This is a genomic window from Micromonospora sp. NPDC085948 (assembly GCF_040686315.1).
Lineage (GTDB): Bacteria > Actinomycetota > Actinomycetes > Mycobacteriales > Micromonosporaceae > Micromonospora.
The window spans coordinates 63,504-80,980 of the sequence record NZ_JBFBJW010000015.1; the positions used below are offsets into that span (position 1 = coordinate 63,504).

19 protein-coding genes are annotated in these 17,477 nt (G+C 69.7%); 12 read left to right on the top strand and 7 right to left on the bottom strand.

Translation table 11 applies throughout. The annotated features are described in order from the left end of the window. Nucleotides 1-3 precede the first annotated feature (3 nt). Nucleotides 4-579 (bottom strand): maleylpyruvate isomerase N-terminal domain-containing protein, encoded by a 576-nt coding sequence (locus tag AB0O48_RS28610; protein WP_357572817.1) that lies wholly within the window; start codon nucleotides 577-579, stop codon nucleotides 4-6. A 107-nt stretch (nucleotides 580-686) separates the two neighbouring features. Here AB0O48_RS28610 and AB0O48_RS28615 point away from each other — a divergent pair, with 107 nt between their 5' ends. From AB0O48_RS28615 to AB0O48_RS28630, 4 genes are all read left to right on the top strand, one after another. Next, complete coding sequence (locus AB0O48_RS28615; RefSeq protein WP_365069230.1) at nucleotides 687-1,673, top strand: helix-turn-helix domain-containing protein; 987 nt, start codon at nucleotides 687-689, stop codon at nucleotides 1,671-1,673. Nucleotides 1,674-1,763: 90 nt separating this feature from the next. Further along, nucleotides 1,764-2,705 (top strand): ABC transporter ATP-binding protein, encoded by a 942-nt coding sequence (locus AB0O48_RS28620; RefSeq protein ID WP_357249684.1) that lies wholly within the window; start codon nucleotides 1,764-1,766, stop codon nucleotides 2,703-2,705. A gap of 14 nt (nucleotides 2,706-2,719) precedes the next feature. Next, nucleotides 2,720-3,478 (top strand): ABC transporter permease, encoded by a 759-nt coding sequence (locus tag AB0O48_RS28625; RefSeq protein ID WP_365069231.1) that lies wholly within the window; start codon nucleotides 2,720-2,722, stop codon nucleotides 3,476-3,478. Nucleotides 3,479-3,509: 31 nt separating this feature from the next. Continuing rightward, nucleotides 3,510-4,295, top strand: coding sequence for an ABC transporter permease (locus AB0O48_RS28630; RefSeq protein WP_357249464.1), 786 nt, complete (start codon nucleotides 3,510-3,512; stop codon nucleotides 4,293-4,295). A 33-nt stretch (nucleotides 4,296-4,328) separates the two neighbouring features. On the opposite strand, the gene AB0O48_RS28635 is transcribed toward AB0O48_RS28630, so the two are convergent. Next, entirely contained in the window at nucleotides 4,329-4,805 is a 477-nt protein-coding gene (locus tag AB0O48_RS28635; protein ID WP_365069232.1) for a tetratricopeptide repeat protein, read from the bottom strand. Between the two features lie 100 nt (nucleotides 4,806-4,905). Here AB0O48_RS28635 and AB0O48_RS28640 point away from each other — a divergent pair, with 100 nt between their 5' ends. Next, nucleotides 4,906-5,598, top strand: a complete 693-nt coding sequence (locus AB0O48_RS28640; RefSeq protein ID WP_357249458.1) for a class I SAM-dependent methyltransferase — start codon at nucleotides 4,906-4,908, stop codon at nucleotides 5,596-5,598. 17 nt (nucleotides 5,599-5,615) lie between these two features. Here the strand turns inward: AB0O48_RS28640 and AB0O48_RS28645 are convergent, their stop codons facing one another. Next, nucleotides 5,616-5,984 (bottom strand): MerR family transcriptional regulator, encoded by a 369-nt coding sequence (locus tag AB0O48_RS28645; RefSeq protein WP_357249681.1) that lies wholly within the window; start codon nucleotides 5,982-5,984, stop codon nucleotides 5,616-5,618. Between the two features lie 54 nt (nucleotides 5,985-6,038). On the opposite strand from AB0O48_RS28645, the gene AB0O48_RS28650 reads away from it, so the two are divergent. Then, nucleotides 6,039-7,565 carry an MFS transporter gene (locus AB0O48_RS28650; protein WP_365069233.1) on the top strand — a complete coding sequence of 509 codons (1,527 nt, stop codon included), beginning with the start codon at nucleotides 6,039-6,041 and terminating at the stop codon, nucleotides 7,563-7,565. Between the two features lie 35 nt (nucleotides 7,566-7,600). Here AB0O48_RS28650 and AB0O48_RS28655 read toward each other — a convergent pair whose 3' ends face one another. Beyond that, a complete protein-coding gene (locus tag AB0O48_RS28655; RefSeq protein ID WP_357572811.1) occupies nucleotides 7,601-8,035 on the bottom strand; it encodes a nuclear transport factor 2 family protein in 435 nt (144 codons plus the stop codon). Between the two features lie 92 nt (nucleotides 8,036-8,127). Here AB0O48_RS28655 and AB0O48_RS28660 point away from each other — a divergent pair, with 92 nt between their 5' ends. Then, complete coding sequence (locus AB0O48_RS28660) at nucleotides 8,128-8,745, top strand: TetR family transcriptional regulator (protein ID WP_357572810.1); 618 nt, start codon at nucleotides 8,128-8,130, stop codon at nucleotides 8,743-8,745. A 123-nt stretch (nucleotides 8,746-8,868) separates the two neighbouring features. Here AB0O48_RS28660 and AB0O48_RS28665 read toward each other — a convergent pair whose 3' ends face one another. Then, entirely contained in the window at nucleotides 8,869-9,393 is a 525-nt protein-coding gene (locus tag AB0O48_RS28665; protein ID WP_357249445.1) for a MarR family transcriptional regulator, read from the bottom strand. A gap of 40 nt (nucleotides 9,394-9,433) precedes the next feature. On the opposite strand from AB0O48_RS28665, the gene AB0O48_RS28670 reads away from it, so the two are divergent. Next, a complete protein-coding gene (locus AB0O48_RS28670; protein ID WP_357572809.1) occupies nucleotides 9,434-10,381 on the top strand; it encodes an EamA family transporter in 948 nt (315 codons plus the stop codon). Here the strand turns inward: AB0O48_RS28670 and AB0O48_RS28675 are convergent. Continuing rightward, the gene (locus tag AB0O48_RS28675) at nucleotides 10,356-11,219 is read right to left on the bottom strand and encodes an NmrA family NAD(P)-binding protein (RefSeq protein WP_357572808.1); all 864 of its coding nucleotides are present in this window, start codon (nucleotides 11,217-11,219) and stop codon (nucleotides 10,356-10,358) included. The genes AB0O48_RS28670 and AB0O48_RS28675 overlap by 26 nt on opposite strands. An 85-nt stretch (nucleotides 11,220-11,304) precedes the next feature. On the opposite strand from AB0O48_RS28675, the gene AB0O48_RS28680 reads away from it, so the two are divergent. From AB0O48_RS28680 to AB0O48_RS28690, 3 genes are all read left to right on the top strand, one after another. After that, nucleotides 11,305-12,036, top strand: a complete 732-nt coding sequence (locus AB0O48_RS28680; protein WP_357249436.1) for a TetR/AcrR family transcriptional regulator — start codon at nucleotides 11,305-11,307, stop codon at nucleotides 12,034-12,036. 196 nt (nucleotides 12,037-12,232) lie between these two features. Beyond that, complete coding sequence (rox, locus tag AB0O48_RS28685) at nucleotides 12,233-13,720, top strand: rifampin monooxygenase (protein WP_365069234.1); 1,488 nt, start codon at nucleotides 12,233-12,235, stop codon at nucleotides 13,718-13,720. 45 nt (nucleotides 13,721-13,765) lie between these two features. Then, nucleotides 13,766-15,667: a prolyl oligopeptidase family serine peptidase gene (locus AB0O48_RS28690; RefSeq protein WP_365069235.1), complete on the top strand. Its 1,902-nt coding sequence runs from the start codon at nucleotides 13,766-13,768 to the stop codon at nucleotides 15,665-15,667. A gap of 56 nt (nucleotides 15,668-15,723) precedes the next feature. Here AB0O48_RS28690 and AB0O48_RS28695 read toward each other — a convergent pair whose 3' ends face one another. Continuing rightward, nucleotides 15,724-16,119 (bottom strand): cupin domain-containing protein, encoded by a 396-nt coding sequence (locus tag AB0O48_RS28695; protein ID WP_365069236.1) that lies wholly within the window; start codon nucleotides 16,117-16,119, stop codon nucleotides 15,724-15,726. A gap of 53 nt (nucleotides 16,120-16,172) precedes the next feature. Between AB0O48_RS28695 and AB0O48_RS28700 the strand changes: the two genes are divergently transcribed. Continuing rightward, on the top strand, nucleotides 16,173-17,183 hold the full coding sequence (locus AB0O48_RS28700; RefSeq protein ID WP_365069237.1) for a helix-turn-helix domain-containing protein: 1,011 nt from the start codon (nucleotides 16,173-16,175) through the stop codon (nucleotides 17,181-17,183). The last annotated feature ends 294 nt before the right edge of the window (nucleotides 17,184-17,477 follow it).

Below are 17,477 nucleotides of genomic sequence, written 5' to 3' on the forward strand. Positions count from 1 at the left end.
CGGTCAGCTGACCGCCGCCTGCCACACCCACGAGGTTCGCCGCGCTCGGCCGGGCAGCTCACCGCGGCCGGTCATCCAGAGCAGCACCTCCGGTGCGGCGCCGCTGGGGGCGTCCGGGAACAACCGCCGCAACACCAACGTGCTCAACCGCTGCGGCGGCTGCCACGGCACACCGAGGCCGACGCTGATGTCGTGGGTGTGCAGCAGGATCTCGGCCACCCCCATCGCGGCGAAGCCGGCCGGGTCGCAGGGACCGTAGTGCCAGGCCCGCGCGTCCGGCGGGGCGGAGTCGACGGCGGCGGCGAGCAGCCCGGCGCAGGCCCGCGCCACGGTGAGGGTCTGCGCCGGGCTCGCGTCGGGGGAGACCCGCAGGTCGTACGGCAGGTAGCCGTCCTCCGGGCGGCCGGTGACCTGGCCGGCGTACGCGAGCAGGTCGTGTGCGACGTGCGCGGCGGTGGTCCAGCAGTTCCAGGTCAGCGGCCCGGCGGGCACGGACCAGTCGCGCTCGCGGTGCGGGTGCAACACCCGGGTCATCTCGTCGGCCGCTTGGAGCACCTCGACGCCGGTCACCGCTGACATTCGTCGACCTGCCGGACAGCATCGGAAGACGTGGGAATTTCGTCGTCAGCAAGGAGATTCGTCGCATGCAAGAATCCATTCTTGCATGCGGGGAGGCGAGTGGAGTGTTGCCCAACCTGCTGGTGGACACGACGGTGTTGGCACCGGCGGACAGGTTCGAATTCTGGCATGCCCTGGTCGCCCAGGAGACAGCGCCGGCGCACATCAGCAGTGCCCAGCTGGACAACTTCGTCGCATACGCCCAGGCGATCGATCTCGGTCCCATCCGGCTGACCTCGCTGCGGTACCCGTCGCTGGACTCGACCCGGCCCGCCCAACTGGTCCGCAGAGCCGAGGCGGACGTGTATCAGCTCGCCCTACCTCTGACGGGCCGCAACGTGTTGACTCAGGACCGCAACGAGTCCGCGTTCGAAGCCGGGAATCATTTCACGCTGCTGGACACCGCGCGGCCGCACGTGGCCCGGCACAGCGCTGACGGCCCCGGTCTCGCCGCCACGATCACTGTGCAGATACCCCACGCGGCGCTACCTTTCGCGCCGGACCTGCTGCGCCGTCTGCTGGCCATGACGATGCCGTCGCACCTCGGCGTCGGCGGGTTGTTGGCCAACCACCTCCGGAGCGTCGCGGCGCAACCGGAGCAGTATGGGCAGGCTGACGCCGAGGTCCTGGGCCGGGTGGCACTCGACCTGCTCACCGCCATGCTCGCTCAGCACCTCGATGTCGAGGGCACCCTGTCACCGGAGGCCCGGCACACCGCGCTGCGCGCCCGCGTCGTCGATTTCATCGATCGTCATCTCGGCAGTGCCGAGCTCAGCCCTCGTAGCGTCGCCGCCGCCCACCACATCTCGCTGCGGTCGCTGCATCGTCTGTTCGAAGGGGAGACGACGACGGCGGCCGAACTGATCCGCGTCAAGCGTCTGGAACAGTGCCGGCGTGATCTCGGGAGTCCGCTGCACCTCCGGCAACCGGTTCATGCCATCGCCGCCCGGTGGGGGTTTGCGGACAAGGCCCACTTCAGCCGCCTGTTTCGTGCTCGCTTCGGACTTTCACCGCAGGCATACCGGGCCGCCGCCCACCAGCGCTCTCGTTCGTAAATTCCATCTGCCTGATAAAATCTTGCAGGCCGATGTTGATTTTCGTAGGCTGCCCTGGTGATCGATCAGCCCCTGGTTCAGGCGAGGCAGTTGACCAAGGTCTATCCACCGCGTGGGTCCACAGCGGAGTTCCGCGCGGTCGACGGCATCGACTTCGAGGTCCAGCGGGGGGAGTCCTTCGGGCTGCTCGGCCCCAACGGCGCCGGCAAGTCCACGACCATGCGGATGATCGCCGCGACGTCGCCGATCAGCGGCGGCAGCCTGCGGGTGCTCGGCCTGGACCCGACACGACAGGGGCCGGAGATCCGCGCCCGGCTCGGCGTCGTCACCCAGGACGACTACCTGGACAACGAGCTGACCGTCCGGGAGAACCTGCACATCTACGGGCGCTACTTCAGCCTGCCCCGGGCCGTCATCCGGGACCGCGCGACCCGACTGCTGGACTTCGCCCAGCTTCAGGAGAAGGCCGGCGACCAGGTGGAGACGCTCTCCGGCGGTATGCGCCGACGCCTGACCATCGCCCGTTCCCTGATCAACGAACCTGACATCCTGCTCCTCGACGAGCCCACCACCGGCCTCGACCCGCAGGCCCGGCACATCCTGTGGGACCGGCTCTTCCAGCTCAAGCAGGAGGGCGTCACGCTCATCCTCACCACCCACTACATGGACGAGGCCGAGCAACTCTGCGACCGGCTCATCGTCGTCGACCACGGCCGGATCGTCGCGCAGGGCTCACCCCGGGACCTGATCACCAGGTACGCCACCCGGGAGGTCCTCGAACTGCGGTTCCGCCTCGACGACCGGGACACCGCGACGGAGAAGCTCCGGACGTCGGCCCTGGCCACCGACGGCAACGACACCGACGGCCGTGTCGAGTCGCTTCCCGACCGGGTGCTCGTCTACACCGCCGACGGTGAGGCCGCCCTCGCCGCGGTGCACGCCATGTCGCTCACGCCGCTCACCGCCCTGGTCCGTCGCGCGACGTTGGAGGACGTGTTCCTCACGCTCACCGGCCGATCGCTCATCGAGTAGCAGAGGAGACCACGGTGTTGCAGGCATTCGGATACTGGATGGTCCGCTACCGACGCACCTGGCGTGGCTCGATCGTGATCAACGTACTGAACCCGCTGCTGTTCCTCATCGGTATCGGCGCCGGCCTGGGCGCCCTCGTCGACGACAACGCGCCGGCCCAGATCGCCGGCGTCTCGTACGCGGCGTTCTTCGCCCCGGGCATGCTGGCCGCCGCGGCGATGCAGAACGCGTTCCTGGAGGGGTCCGGGGGAGTTGCCCGGGCCGCGGGTTTCGGGGCGTACCGCAGCGCCACCCCGACGCCGCTGGGCCCGGAGCAGCTCGCCGCCGGGCACCTGCTCTTCATCACCTTCCGGGTGCTCATCGCCAGCGGCGCCTTCATCGTGGTGATGGCCGCGTTCGGGTTGGTCGGAGGCTGGTGGGCGCTCGGCGCCCTGCTCGGCGCGACACTGACCGGGGTCGCGTTCGCGGCACCGGCCGCCGCGTGGGCGGTCGGGGTACGCAAGCTGCGCCACATCGACACGGTGTTCCGCTTCGTCATCATGCCGCTCTACATGTTCTCCGGCACGTTCTTCGCCGTCTCCCAGCTGCCGGAGTGGATCCGCCCGGTGTCCTACCTGCTGCCGCTGTGGCACGGGGTGGAGCTGTGCCGCACCCTCAGCCTCGGCACCGCGACGATCACCGGCAGTTCCGTCCACCTCGCCTACCTGCTGACGCTGGCCGTCGGCGGCTTCCTGGTCGCCCGGGTCACCTACCGGCGACGGTTGCACCCGTGACGGCCCACCCACCGAGTCCCGTGGAGACAGCATGAGCACCGTCGTGGTCGTACCGGCCTGGACGCGACGTCGCGCGTTCGCGCTCGTCGAACGCAACTTCATGATCTACCGTCGGTCGGTCACGCCGCTGCTCAACGCGCTCGTCGAACCGATCCTGTACCTGCTGTCGATCGGCGTCGGCGTCGGGATGCTCGTCGGCGCCGTACCCGGGGTCGACGTCCCGTACGCCGTCTACGTGGCCCCGGCGATCCTGGCCACGACCGCGATGAACACCGCGTTCAACCAGACCAGCTTCGGTGTCTTCGCCCGGATGAGGATCGAGAAGACCTACCAGGCGATCCTGCCGACGCCGCTGTCCGTCACCGACATCGCCGTCGGCGAGGTCACCAGCGCGATGATCAACGCGTTGCTCACGTCGATCGGATTCCTCATCCTCATGGCGGTCGGTGGGCTGGTGACCTCGGCGTGGGTGCTGCTGGCCCTACCCGCGTCGCTGCTGATCGCGTACGCGTTCGCCGCGGGCGGGCTGGCCGTCACGACGTACCTGCGCGACTTCCCGGACTTCCAGTACATCCAGCTCTTCATGCTGCCGATGTACCTGTTCGCGACGACGTTCTACCCCCTGTCGGTCTATCCGGAGGCGGTGCGACCCCTGATCCAGGCGCTGCCGCTCTACCACAGCATCGAGCTGGTCCGCGAACCGACGTTGGGTCGGCTCGGCTGGGACCTGCTGATCCCGGTCGTCTACCTGCTCGCGTTCGGGTCGATCGCGATGATCGTCGCGACCCGTCGCATGACCCGGATGATGCTGCGCTGACGGTGCGGCTGGGTCGGGTCGGTCCGCTGGTGGTCACCGCCTTGCGTCGGTCGGGTCGTCCGCGGCGAAGTCGCGGACGGCGGCACGGATCGCCTCGCCGTACGGGTCGTCGGGCAGGTGCGCCAGGTGTTCGCCGGCCCGAGCCAGGTGCTCGCGGGCCTGGGCGGGGTTACCCAGACGCCGGTGGCAGTCGGCCAGGTTGAGATACAGCGACGGCAGGAACGCCCGGACCTGGAGGCAGGACAGGTAGCGCTGGGCGCGTTCGTCGGTCAGGTCGGACACCGCGGCCAGGGCGCGCTCGTCCCAGGTCAGCTCCGCCTCGGTGGTGTCCTGGAGATCGGCGAGGTAGTGGGCGAGGGTGCAGCGGTGGAAGGCGTCGCCGGTGGGGCCGATCTCGTCCCACAACGCGGTGAGGGCGTCGCGGGCGGGACCCTTGCGCCCTGACCGGCCGAGCTGCACCGCCTCGCCGATACGGGTCATTGTCGGGTCGGGTGTCGGGTTGTCGTCCATGCCGCCGATGCTCGGGCCTCGACCCGGTCGAGGGTCAAATCAGCTGCGCCCTGGTCGATCTCGGTTGCGGTCCGTGCCAGCACCCGGGCACGCTTCCCGGATGCCCGCAGCCCACGCTTACCACGACCAGGCCGGTGACGTGTTCGCGGCGCACGCCGCCGACGGTCCGCACAACGCCTACACGGACCGACCGGCCATGCTGACGCTCGCCGGCGACGTCGCCGGTCTCCGGATCCTGGACGCCGGCTGCGGTGGCGGGCACTACGCGGTCGAGCTGGTCGACCGGGGAGCCGAGGTGGTGGCGGTGGACGGCAGCGCGACGCTGGTCCGGCACGCCCGGGCACTGCTCGGCGACCGCGCCGACGTCCAGCAGCACGACCTGGACGGCCCGCTGGAGTTCGCGGCCGACGCGTCGTTCGACGGAGTCGTCTGCGCGCTGGTGCTGCAACACCTGACCGACCGCGCCGGGTTCCTCGGGGAGGTGCGGCGAGTGCTGCGGCCGGGCGGCTGGTTCCTGCTGTCGACGACCCACCCGACGTCGGACTGGCGGTACTTCGGCGGATCGTACTTCGACGAGAGCTGGGTCGAGTTCCCGGTGGCCGACGGGATCACCATGCGCTTCCAGCGGATGACCATCGAGTCCCTGGTGACCGAGGTGCTCGACGCCGGGTTCGTGCTGGAGCGGCTGGTCGAGGCGCGGGCGGTCGAGACGCTGCGCGCCGTCAACCCGGAGCGCTACGAGCGGCTGACCGAGCGCCCGAGTTTCGTCGCCCTGCGCGTACGCCACCCCTGACGACGCGCACCCTCCGGTCACGCTCGGGAGACCTCCGGCGGGGCGGAGGAGATGACGCCGTCGAGGACATCCCGCACGGCCCGCAGGTCGTCGATGGCGGCGGTGAGGCGTTCGCGTTCCCGATTGAGGTCCACGAGCAGCTCCGGGCAGTCGATGATCAGGCGGTTGCCGTCCGTGCCCATGCAGGGCAGCAGATCGGCGATCGTCGCGGTGGACAACCCGGCGGCCAGCAGCGTGCGGATGTGCGCCACGGTGGCCACGTCGGACTCGCGGTATTCCCGGTAGCCGCTGGGGCGGCGTTCTGGTCGCAGCAGATTCTGCTCCTCGTAGTAGCGCAACAGCCGGTGGCTGACGCCGGTACGACGCTGAAGCTCTCCGATTCGCATGTGCACGCCTAACTGCTTGACTCTCACATCGATGAGAGAGTTTAGCCTCGGCCCATGACCACCAACCACGCCGATCAGGCCGCATCGACCGGGGCTGCGCCACGCCAATGGCTCGGCCTGGCCGTGCTGGCCCTACCCACCTTCGTGCTGTCCATGGACGTGACGGTGCTCTACCTGGCTGTACCGCACCTCGCCGTCGACCTGCGTCCTAACGGCACCGAGCTGTTGTGGATCACTGACATCTACGGATTCATGATCGCTGGCTTCCTCGTGCCCATGGGGGTCCTGGGGGATCGGATCGGACGGCGCAGACTCCTCCTCGTCGGCGCGGCGGTGTTCGCTGCCGCATCCATGCTCGCCGCCTACTCGACGAGTACCGGCATGCTCATCGCCGCGCGCGCCGTGTTGGGCGTGGCCGGCGCCACGCTGATGCCGTCCACCTTGGCGTTGCTCAGCAACATGTTCCAGCAGCCACGGCAACGCGGCACCGCGATCGGCATCTGGGCGGCCTCGCTGTCCGCAGGAGTGGCGCTCGGACCGCTGGTGGGGGGAGCGTTGCTGGACTGGTTCTGGTGGGGCGCCGCCTTCCTGATCGCCGTACCGGTGATGGTCCTGTTGCTGATCGCTGGACCCTGGCTCCTGCCGGAGTTCCGCGATCACCGGTCGGCCCGCATGGATGCCGCCAGCATCGCGTTGTTCCTCGCCGCGGTGCTGCCGGTCGTCGGCGGGATCAAGCAGCTTGCCAACTCCGGCGCCACACCAGTGGCCGTTGCCTTCATCGCGTGCGGACTCGCCGCCGGTCTGTCGTTCTGGCGGCGGCAACGACGGCTCAGCAATCCGATGGTGGACGTGGGTCTGTTCCGCGACCGCAAGTTCGCCACGACGATAGTCACGCTGATCCTCGGGCTCGCCTCGGTCGCTGGCGTCTATCTGTTCGTCACCGTGTACCTGCAGTACGTGGCTGATCTATCCGCGTTCGAGGCGGGATTGTGGCTGCTGCTACCGGCGGTGGCGATGACCGTGACATCCCTACTCGCGCCGCGGCTGGCCCAGCGCTGCTCCGCCAGTGTCATCGTGTGCGGCTCGCTTGCGCTCTCCGCGATCGGGTTTGCCCTGATCACACAGCTCGACGCCGGATCGGGCCCGGTCCCCCTCCTGGCCGGCATCACCGTGGTCTACCTCGGTCAAGGTCCGATCATGGCGTTGGGCACCGATCTCGTCGTCGGTGCGGCACCTCCCCGCAAAGCCGGCGCGGCTTCGGCTCTCTCCGAAACGAGCGTCGAACTGGGACTCGCGCTCGGCGTCGCGCTGCTCGGCAGCCTCGGCAATGCCGTCTACCGGCAGCACCTCACCGTGCCCGACGCGCTGTCAACGGCAGCCGCGGAGACCGCTCGGCAGTCGATCATCGACGCCGCCGCCATCGCGGGTCAACTGCCCCACGGGCTGGCCGGTGACCTCACCCAGGCCGCCCGGGAGGCGTTCGCCATCAGCCTCAACCACGTCGCGGTCGCCGCCGCGACGACAGCCGGACTGCTCGCACTCCTCACCATCACCGCACACCGACACCTGCCGAAACGGTAGGCGGGATTGCGCTGGCGGGCCGCGTACCGGTTCGCCTACCCGACCCGGCCAGTCGGTCGGGCCGTGACACTGGCCAGCGCCTCGACCAGGGGCAAGGGGTTGAGGTAGTCGCGATAGGACAGAATCTGGCCATTGCGAACTCTGATGACCGCGATCACCGTCTGCTCGAAAGGCTGGCCGGTGACGACGAGGTTGCCGTACGCCTCGTACTCCACGATGACGACCTCCGGGTCGGCGGTCTCGTGTAGCACCACGTTGCGGTATTCGTCGAACGTGACGAAGGTGCCGGCTGTCTCCGTGAGATGACGGCGAATCTCCGCACGCCCTCGCAGTCGAGCGGGCACGCCCGGCGGTCGGTAGGGCCACTCGATGTATCCGTCCGGCGCCATCAACGCCACGAACGTGTCGACGTCGACCTCGCGGCCAGCCCGCAGCACCTTCTCGACGACAGTGCGAGACGAGGTTGTCATCGCGACCTCCCGGCCAGCATTGATTGAACAAGCGTTGATTGAACCAGCGTAGAACGAACGAGAGAGCCGGTCAACAACCGTAGAATGACCAGGTGACCGAACCGAGCCCGCGGTTGACTCGAGCCCAACAGCGCCGCCAGACCGAAGAGAGCATCCTGACGGCGGCCCGGCAGATGTTCGCCGAACTCGGCTACGAGCGCACCACGATCCGTGCCGTGGCCAGGGCGGCCGGGGTCGACGCCGGCCTGGTGATGCACTACTACGGAACCAAGGACAACCTCTTCTCCCGTGCCGCCGAACTGCCCGCCGACGAGCTGCCGGCCGCCGATCTGCCCAGCGGCGGGGATGAAGGGATCGTCGACGTCCTGCTCGCCTCGCTCGCCAGCCGCCTGGACGACGAGCCGGTCGCCTCACTGGCGGTCCTGCGGTCCATGCTCACCAACAGCGACGCCGCCGAGCGGTACCGGGCCGCCGCCGAGCCTCAGCTCAGCCAGATCACCACCGCGATTCCGACCGAGGACGCCGAACTGCGCGCCAGCCTGCTCAGCGCGATCGTCCACGGCGTGATCATCGAGCGTTACCTGCTTCGACTCGGCCGACTCGCGGACGCCTCACCCGATGAGATCATCGAGCTGCTTCGTCCGTGCTTCCAGACGTTGGCCACCGCCGAGGTGCGGCCGTCACCGGTCCGGTCTGCCGGCGCGAACTGAGCCGCGACCCGAAGGGCTCCGCACGGCACCGCGCAGGTCGCCGGTCGCTGGCCCGGCAAACCGTCTCGCGCTGGTGTGGGGGACCCTGAGCACTTCGGGCACCGTGCCGGCGCGCCGGTCGGGTCACTCGCTGTCGGACGGACGCAGATCTTCCACGTGGGAAGTCCAGGTGGTGAGCAGTCCCTCAAGTGCCTTGGTCTCCGCGGTCGTCAGCACGCTCAGCAGGCGGCGCTCGTTGCGCATGTGGTCGGTGAATGCCTGGTCGATCAGTTCGCGACCGGGCTGGGTGAGGGCGACGATCCGGCCGCGCTGGTCGTCGTCGGAACGGCGGCGGGTGACCAGTCCGGCCCGCTCCAGGCTGTCGATTCGCTTCGTCATCGCGCCGGTGGTGACCATGGTGTGTGCGGCGAGTTCGCCGGGCGCGCGCTCATAGGGCTCACCAGCGCGGCGCAGTGCGCACAGGACGTCGAACTCTCCCTCGCTGAGTCCGTAGCGGCGGTAGACGAGGCAGAGTTCTTCGGTGAGGTGGTCGGCCAGGCGATGCAGCCGACCGATCACGCCCTGCGGGGAGATGTCGAGGTCGGGCCGCTCGCGACGCCAGTCGGCCTGGATGCGGGCCACGCGGTCCAGCGGTTGCGGGTCGTCCATGTACCCCAATATAGCTTCGGAGGAAGCTATATTGTCTTCCGTGGAAGCTAATCTGCGGTGGGTGGCCCTGACCGCTGTCGCACCGGTGGCCTGGGGCGCGAACTACTACGTCACCCATGAATTTCTGCCACCCGACAGCCCTCTCTACGGAGCCGCTCTGCGGGCGCTCCCCGCCGGCCTCGTCCTGCTGGGCCTGTGCAGGCAGCGACCGCGCGGTGCGTGGTGGTGGCGTTCCGCGGTGCTCGGGCTGCTCAATGTGAGCGTGTTCTTCGTGCTCGTCTACGCCGCCTCGCAACTCCTCCCGACGAGCATCGCCTCGACCGTCATGGCGCTGTCCCCGCTGGCCATGATGCTCATCGCCTGGGCCCTCGTCTCCGAGCGCCCAGGCATCGCGCACCTCGCCGGCGCCGCGATCGGGCTCGGCGGGGTCTGCCTCATGCTGCTCACGGGGGCGGGACGAGTGAGCACGCCGGGAGTCCTCGCCTCGGCTGCGGCGATGCTCGTGTCGGCCTTTGGCCACATCCTGACCAAACGGTGGAACAACACCGGTGCCGACGTGCTCGCCTCGACCGCCTGGCAACTAACGGCCGGAGGGCTGTTCCTGCTGCCTGTCGCCGCGGCCGTGGAGGGCCCACCGCCCGCGCTCTCCGCGCCGGCACTTGTCGCGTTCGGCTACGTCACAGTCGTCGCCACGGCGCTGGCATTCGTTGCCTGGTTCACCGGGCTGCGGCACCTGCCCGCGGGGACGGTGGGCCTGGTCGGACTGCTCAACCCTGTCACCGGCGTGCTGCTCGGCACGGCATTGGCCGGAGATGTGCTCACAGTTCAGCAGTTGTGCGGGCTGGCGCTCGTTCTGGTCGGAGTCGTCCTGGGGCGGCCCACACCCGCAGGACGACGCGATGGTGGTCGGACTCCTCCCAACCCGCACCCGACAAGTGCCCCGCCCGCTGAACTGGTGCCCCTCAGGCCTGGGCGGCGATGGCCGTGAGCACCGCACGGGCGGACGTCGGACGGTGACCGATGAGGGCCTCCAGTGTCGGGTCGGTGACGGCGAACTCGCCACGGCGAGCCGCGCGGTACATGCCGAGGGTGAAGTCCGCTGCCGCCGCGGGCATGCCGCGGGCGATGGCGGCGGCCCGCCACTGGTCGTCATCCACGACGACGCGCCTGATGGTGCGGCCCGTCACGGTGCTGAGGATGTCCGCCACCGCCTCGAGGTCGAGCATTTCCGGCGCGGTGAGCGGGGCCGTGACCCCGCCGAGTACGCCGTCCTCGGCGAGGGCGATGGCCGCGGCCTCGGCGAGGTCGGCGTGTGCGGTCCAGGAGACCGGACCGTCCGCTGGTGCCACGAGCTGACCGGTGTCGAGGGCCGTGCCGATGGCGAAGCCGAGCGTGCTCGCGTAGAAGCCGTTGCGCAGGGCGGTGAAGGGAACACCCAGTCCGGCCAGATGCTCCTCGGTCTCGGCATGCGTGTGCTGGGCGGGAAAGAGCGAATCCCTGGCCGCCGCCTGGTGGCTGGTGTACAGCACGCGCTTGGCCCCGACGGCGTGGGCGGCGTCGATGGCGGCGCGGTTCGCGGTGATCGCACCGCTGCCGCGAATGGCGGCGGACACGACGAGGACCTTCTCGGCGCCCTCGAAGGCGTGTTGCAACGTGGTCGGTTCGGTGAAGTCTCCGGCGCGGACCCGTACGCCGCGCGCGGCGAGACCCGCCGCCTTGGTCACATCGCGCACGCTGACGCCCACGGTGTCGGCGGGCACCCGCTCGAGCAACCGGTCGACGATCTGGGAGCCGAGCTGACCGGTGGCACCGGTGATGACGAACATGATGGGCACTCCCTGTTGTCGACGTTATCGTGGCAACGTTAGCAGTGATAGTACGAGGATAACAAGTTTCTGTTAGCATTGATCCATGACTGCGGCGCAGGACACGGCATCCCGAGACGACGTGCGGCTCGGCATCGTCACGGCGGCCAGCCAACTGCTGCGGGAGAAGGGCGCGAACGCGGTGACGACGCGGGCCGTCGCCCAGGCGGCCGGTGTGCAGGCGCCCACCATCTACCGCCTCTTCGGCGACAAGGACGGCCTGATCGATGCCGTCGCGGAACACGTCATGGCGACCTACGTCGCCGCCAAATCCGCCGTGGTGCAGGCCGCCGAGGGAGATCCGGTAGCGGACCTGCGGCTCGGATGGCGGGTGCACATCGAGTTCGGCCTGGCGAATCCCGAGTTGTACGCCCTCATCGGCACTCGGGAGGCCGGGAGGGCGTCGCCGGCGACGGCTGCCGGCATCGAGGTGCTGCGCACCCGCGTGCGGCGACTGGCCGCGGCCGGCCTGCTGGGCGTCGACGAGCGGCGTGCGCTCATGATGATCCACGCCGCCGGCAACGGAACCATCCTCGCCCTCCTGGCGACACCTCCGCAGGAGCGCGACAGTGGTCTGGGTGACGCCATGTTCGACGCCGTGCTCAGCAGCATCCTCGTGAGCGCTCCAGCGACACCCGATACCACAGTGAGCGCGGTGGCGGTCACCTTCGCCACGGTGGTGCCCGACCTTCCGGGGCTCACCGACGCCGAACGCGCGCTCATGACGGAGTGGCTCCACCGATCGTTGACCGCGCCCCGCGGGCCGGCCCGAAGGTGATCGCCTGGCGCGGAAAAGCATTGGACGCGATGATGCGCGCCTTGTAGTTTGCGCCTGACCGTGACAGCACCCGAGGAGGTGAGACCCATGACCGCTGTATCGATATGGGTGCTCCCCATCCCGTCATGGCCGGGCGACTGACGTAGGTGTCGCCGGGAGCGCCTCGCCACCAAGGCACTCTCGAAGGGCAACACCTATGCGTTCTCCGCAATTCACCACCGCGCAGCCGTCTGCCAGCCGGGCCGACCGCGCACCCCTCACCTTCGATGTGATCATCGTGGGATGTGGACCGACCGGAGCCATGCTGGCCGCCGAGCTACGGCTGCACGAGGTGCGGGTACTCGTCCTGGAGAAGGAAACCGAGCCCGCGTCGTTCGTCCGCATCGTCGGTCTGCACATGCGCAGTCTTGAGCTGATGGCGATGCGTGGACTGCTGGATCGCGTCCTCCCGCACGGGCGACGGCGTCCAGCTGCCGGCTTCTTCGCCGCCATCGCCAAACCCGCGCCCAAGAACCTGGACTCCGCGTACGCCTACCTGCTGGGAATCCCGCAGCCGGTCATCGTGAACGTGCTCGAAGAACGCGCGCTCGAACTGGGTGCGCAGGTACGGCACGGGTGCGCGGTCACCGACGTGCAGCAGGACGACGAGGGTGTGACAGTCCTGCTGGCCGACGGGGAACGGTTGCGGTCGCGCTACCTCGTCGGCTGCGACGGCGGGCGCAGCACCGTACGAAAACTGCTCGGTGTCGGCTTCCCCGGTGAGCCGACACGCACCGAGACGCTGATGGGCGAGATGAAGGTGGGCATGCCCCCGGAGGAGGTCGCCGCCACGGTGGCCGCGCTCGGCGAGGCCCCACAACGGTTCTGGCTCCGGCCTTTCGGGGAAGGGGTCTACAGCGTGCTGGTCCCTGCCGCGGGAGTCAGCGACCGCACGGGACCACCCACCCTCGAGGACTTCCAACAGCAGTTGCGCAGCATCGCCGGAACCGATTTCGGCGTCCACTCTCCGCGCTGGTTGTCCCGCTTCGGTGAGGCCACGCGGCTCGCCGAACGTTATCGGGTCGGGCGGGTGCTCCTGGCCGGCGACGCGGCGCACATCCACCCACCCATCGGCGGACAGGGCCTCAACCTGGGCGTCCAGGATGCGGTCAACCTGGGCTGGAAACTGGCTGGGCGGATCCGCGGCTGGGCGCCGGATGAACTGCTGGACACCTACCAGGCCGAACGCCGTCCGGTCGCCGAGGACGTGCTGGACAACACCCGCGCCCAGACGGAGCTGCTGTCCACCGAACCGGGTCCACGGGCCGTGCGCAGGCTGCTCACCGAGCTGATGGACTTCGACGAGGTCAACCGCTACCTGCTGGAGAAGATCACCGCGGTCGCCATCCGCTACGACTTCGGCGAGGGTCCCGATCTGCTCGGACGCCGCCTGGGTGACGTCGCCCTGAAACAGGGCAATCTCTACGGTCTGCTGCATCGCGGCCGCGGCCTGCTGCTGGACCGCACCGAACGCCTGACCGTCGGCGGCTGGTCAGACCGGGTCGACCACCTCGCGGATCCCACCGCGGCGCTGGACGTGCCGGGTGTCCTGCTGCGCCCCGACGGGCACGTCGCCTGGATCGGCGACGACCAGGAAAGCCTGGACGACCACCTTTCCCGCTGGTTCGGCACGTCCACCCACTGACGTCGCTTCTTGATCGACTCGATCGACACCGGGCAGACTGATCGCATGACAGGTCTGACCGCCGAGCTCGTGGTCGATGGTCGTACCCCGCAGAGGCCGGCGCTCGCCCCGGACGGGCGCCGGCTCTGCTACGTCCTCGCTCCGACCAGCCGGACCGATGACCACCTCGACACCGAACTCTGGCTCGTCGACACCGACGGCGCCGTCGCGTCGCACCGGGCGACCGCCGACACCGCGACCGAATCCCAACCACGCTGGTCGGCCGACTCGACGACCCTGTTCTTCCTGTCCGACCGCGCCGTCCGTGGCACCCCGCAGCTACACGCCCTCAACCTCTCCGACGGCACGCTGACCACGGTGACCAGCTGGCGCACCGGCGCCATCGACCATCTGCCGCTCGCCGACCCCACCCTGGTCGCTCTGCTCGCCGAGGACGAACCCACCGGGCCGGACGCGCGCCGCGCCCGGGACCGCGACGACGCCATCGTCGTCGGCGAGCGCGAACCGCGTGCCCGGTTGCGTCTGCTCGACCTGCGCACCGGCCGGATCACCACCCCGAACGTGTTCGGTGACCGGCACGTCGTGGAACTGCGGCAACGTCCCGACGGGGGGCCACTTGCCGTGCTGACCAGGGCCAGCGCCGACAACGACCACGGCCCGCGCAGCGGCCAACTGCACCTGCTCGACCCCACCACCGCAACCGTGGAGAACCTCGGGCCGGTCGGGGTCGACGCACAGTCGCTGGCCTGGTGGCGGGGCGAGGACGGCTGGCACCTCGGACACCTCGCGCTCACCCCACCGGGTCTGCAGGCCGGCACTGCCGTGTTCGACCTGGCCGTGGACAGCCGCGTCCTGCGCAACCGCACGGCTGGTCTACCGATGTGCCCCACCGAACTCTGCCAGACCGACGCCGCGCCGTTGGTGGTGTGCGCCGACGGCCTGAACACGACCCTGGCCCGACTCGACCCCACCGGCCTCACGACCCTGTCGCAGCACCCGGGACGCCTCGACAACCTGACCACCACCCCAGCCGGTGCGGTGATCGCCGTCCTTACCGGGACCCGCTATGAACCGCCGAACGTGCACGTCGGACCGCCAACCGGGGCGCTGCGAAGGATCACCAACACGCGCCCGGAACTGGACGGCGTCGCACTCGGCACGCAACAACCGTTGGCCTACCGGGCCGCCGACGGCCTCGACCTGGACGGCCTGCTCGTCCTGCCGGTCGGAAGAACCGCAGCGCAGGGTCCGTTCCCGCTCATCACGATCGTGCACGGCGGCCCGTACGACCGCTACGCCGATCGGTGCCAGTTGTTCTGGTTTCCCAGCGCGCAGTGGCTGGCCGCCGCCGGCTACGCCGTGTTGTTGCCCAACCCGCGCGGTGGTCAGGGCCACGGCCACGGCTTCGCCGCCAGCGTCGCCGGCCGGGTCGGACAGCAGGAGTGGACGGACATCCTGACCGGCATCGACCTGCTCGTCGCCGAGGGCATCGCCGACCCCGACCGGCTGGGCATCGCCGGCTGGAGTCACGGCGGCTTCATGTCCGCCTGGGCCGTCGGCCAGACCGACCGCTTCCGCGCCGCGTTGGTCGGCGCCGGCGTCGTCGACTGGGGCATGCTCGCCGCAACGGGGGAGAACGGCCAGTTCGAAGCCGCACTCGGTGGCAGCACCGGCTGGTCCGGCACCGGACCACACCCACACGACGCGGTCAGCCCGATCTCCTTCGCCAGCCACATCCGCACTCCGGTGCTCATCCTGCACGGCGCCGAGGACACGAACGTTCCCCTCGGACAAGCCGTGTACCTGCATCGCGCGCTGCGCCACTTCGACGTCGAACACGAGTTCGTGATCTACCCGAGAGAGGGCCACTCGATCCGGGAACGTCACCACCAGATCGACGTGCTGCGGCGGACCCGCGCCTGGTTCGATCGCTGGCTGCGGCCCTGACCTGGGCACGGGGACTTCTCAGTGGTAACCGGCGGGCGGTCCCACGTTGGGCGGGATCACCGCAGGTCGTACCCAGTGGTGCTGTCGACGTGGTCGGGCACGGGGTCATGGTGGTCGCCGACGGTGAGGGTGCCGGTGGGTTCGAACATCAGGATCGCGGCACCGTCCGCGGAGGAGGGTTTGTGGTCGGTGCCGCGCGGTACGACGAACACCGACCCCTGTGGCAGCACCACGGTTCGTTCCTGCTCGCCCGGTAGGCGCAGGGCGATGGTCAACTGCCCGGACAGTACGAGGAAGAACTCGTCGGTGTTGTCGTGGCGGTGCCACACGTGCTCGCCAGCGACCTTGGCGATGCGTACGTCATAGTCGTTGACCCGCGTCACGATGCGCGGGCTCCACAGCGCCTCGAAGGTGGCCAGGGCGGTGGACAGCTGGACCGGTTCGCTGATCATGGCTGTCATCGTGGCCGATGCCGTCAGCCAGGCGTGAGTGCTAGAAATCGCGTATGCCGCACCAATCCTCGCAACCTGGCGACGCGCACCGGGTGGTGATGCTCGTCGACGACGGGTCGAATCCGTTCGAACTGGGCGTGGCCACCGAACTGTTCGGCCTGCGCCGCCCGGAGATCGGCCGCCGCTGGTACGACTTCACGCTGTGCGCCGCCGCCCCGGACACCGTGCTGCACGCCGGGCTGTTCACCCTCAGCGGCGTACCCGGCCTGCACGCCGCCGAGGGCGCCGACACCCTCATCGTGCCGAACCGGCCCGACCCGCACGTCCCGCCCGCGCCCGCCGTCATCGACGCCGTGCAGCGGGCTGCCGCCCGCGGCGCCCGACTGGTCAGCTTCTGCACCGGCACGTTCACCCTCGCCGCCGCCGGGGTGCTCGACGGCCGGCACGCCACCACCCACTGGCGCTGGAGTGACCTGTTCGCCGCCCGCCACCCCCGGGTGTTGCTGCACCCCGACGTGCTGTTCGTCGACGACGGCGACGTCCTCACCGCCGCCGGCAGCGCCGCCGCCCTCGACCTCGGCCTTCACCTGATCCGCCGCGATTACGGCGCGGAGATCGCCAACACGGTCAGCCGTCGGCTCGTGTTCGCCGCGCACCGCGACGGCGGGCAACGCCAGTTCGTCCCCCAGCCACTGCCGGCCGTACTCGACACGTCTCTGGCACCGCTGCTCGACTGGACCCGAGGACGGCTGCACCAACCCCTGAGCGTGACGGACCTGGCCACCCACGCCGCCGTCAGCCCGGCTACCCTGCACCGCCGCTTCCACAGCGAACTGGGCACCACCCCGCTGGCCTGGCTGACCAGCGAACGCATCAATCTGGCCTGCCGCCTGCTCGAAGCAGGTGAACCACGCCTGGACAGCGTCGCCCGCGCCAGCGGCCTGGGCACCAGCGCCAACCTGCGTACCCAGATCCGCCGCCACACCGGGCTGACGCCCAGCGCCTACCGCGGTCGCTTCACCACCGCCGCACGCCCGCACCAACGGGGCCGTGCTGACAACTGACCACGAGACATCTCCCGCCCCGGCGCCGGGCCTGCCGTCAGGCTCGGTGCGTTACGGGGAACGCCGCCGCACGTCGCCCGTACCTCCGACTGCGGTAGGCCCGAGCAGGCGGCCTGAATGAGCGGCTGTTACGGCCGGACCGCGGCACGGGGCGCTGGCCGTGGCGGCTGAGCCGGGTACGGCGACGCCGCGCGAATGTGCTGACCACCGCCGGGCAGCTGGCCCATCGGCAGGGCCTGCGCTCGTACGCCGAGCACCTCGACCATATCGACGGGGGACCCAGCCACCCTCGAC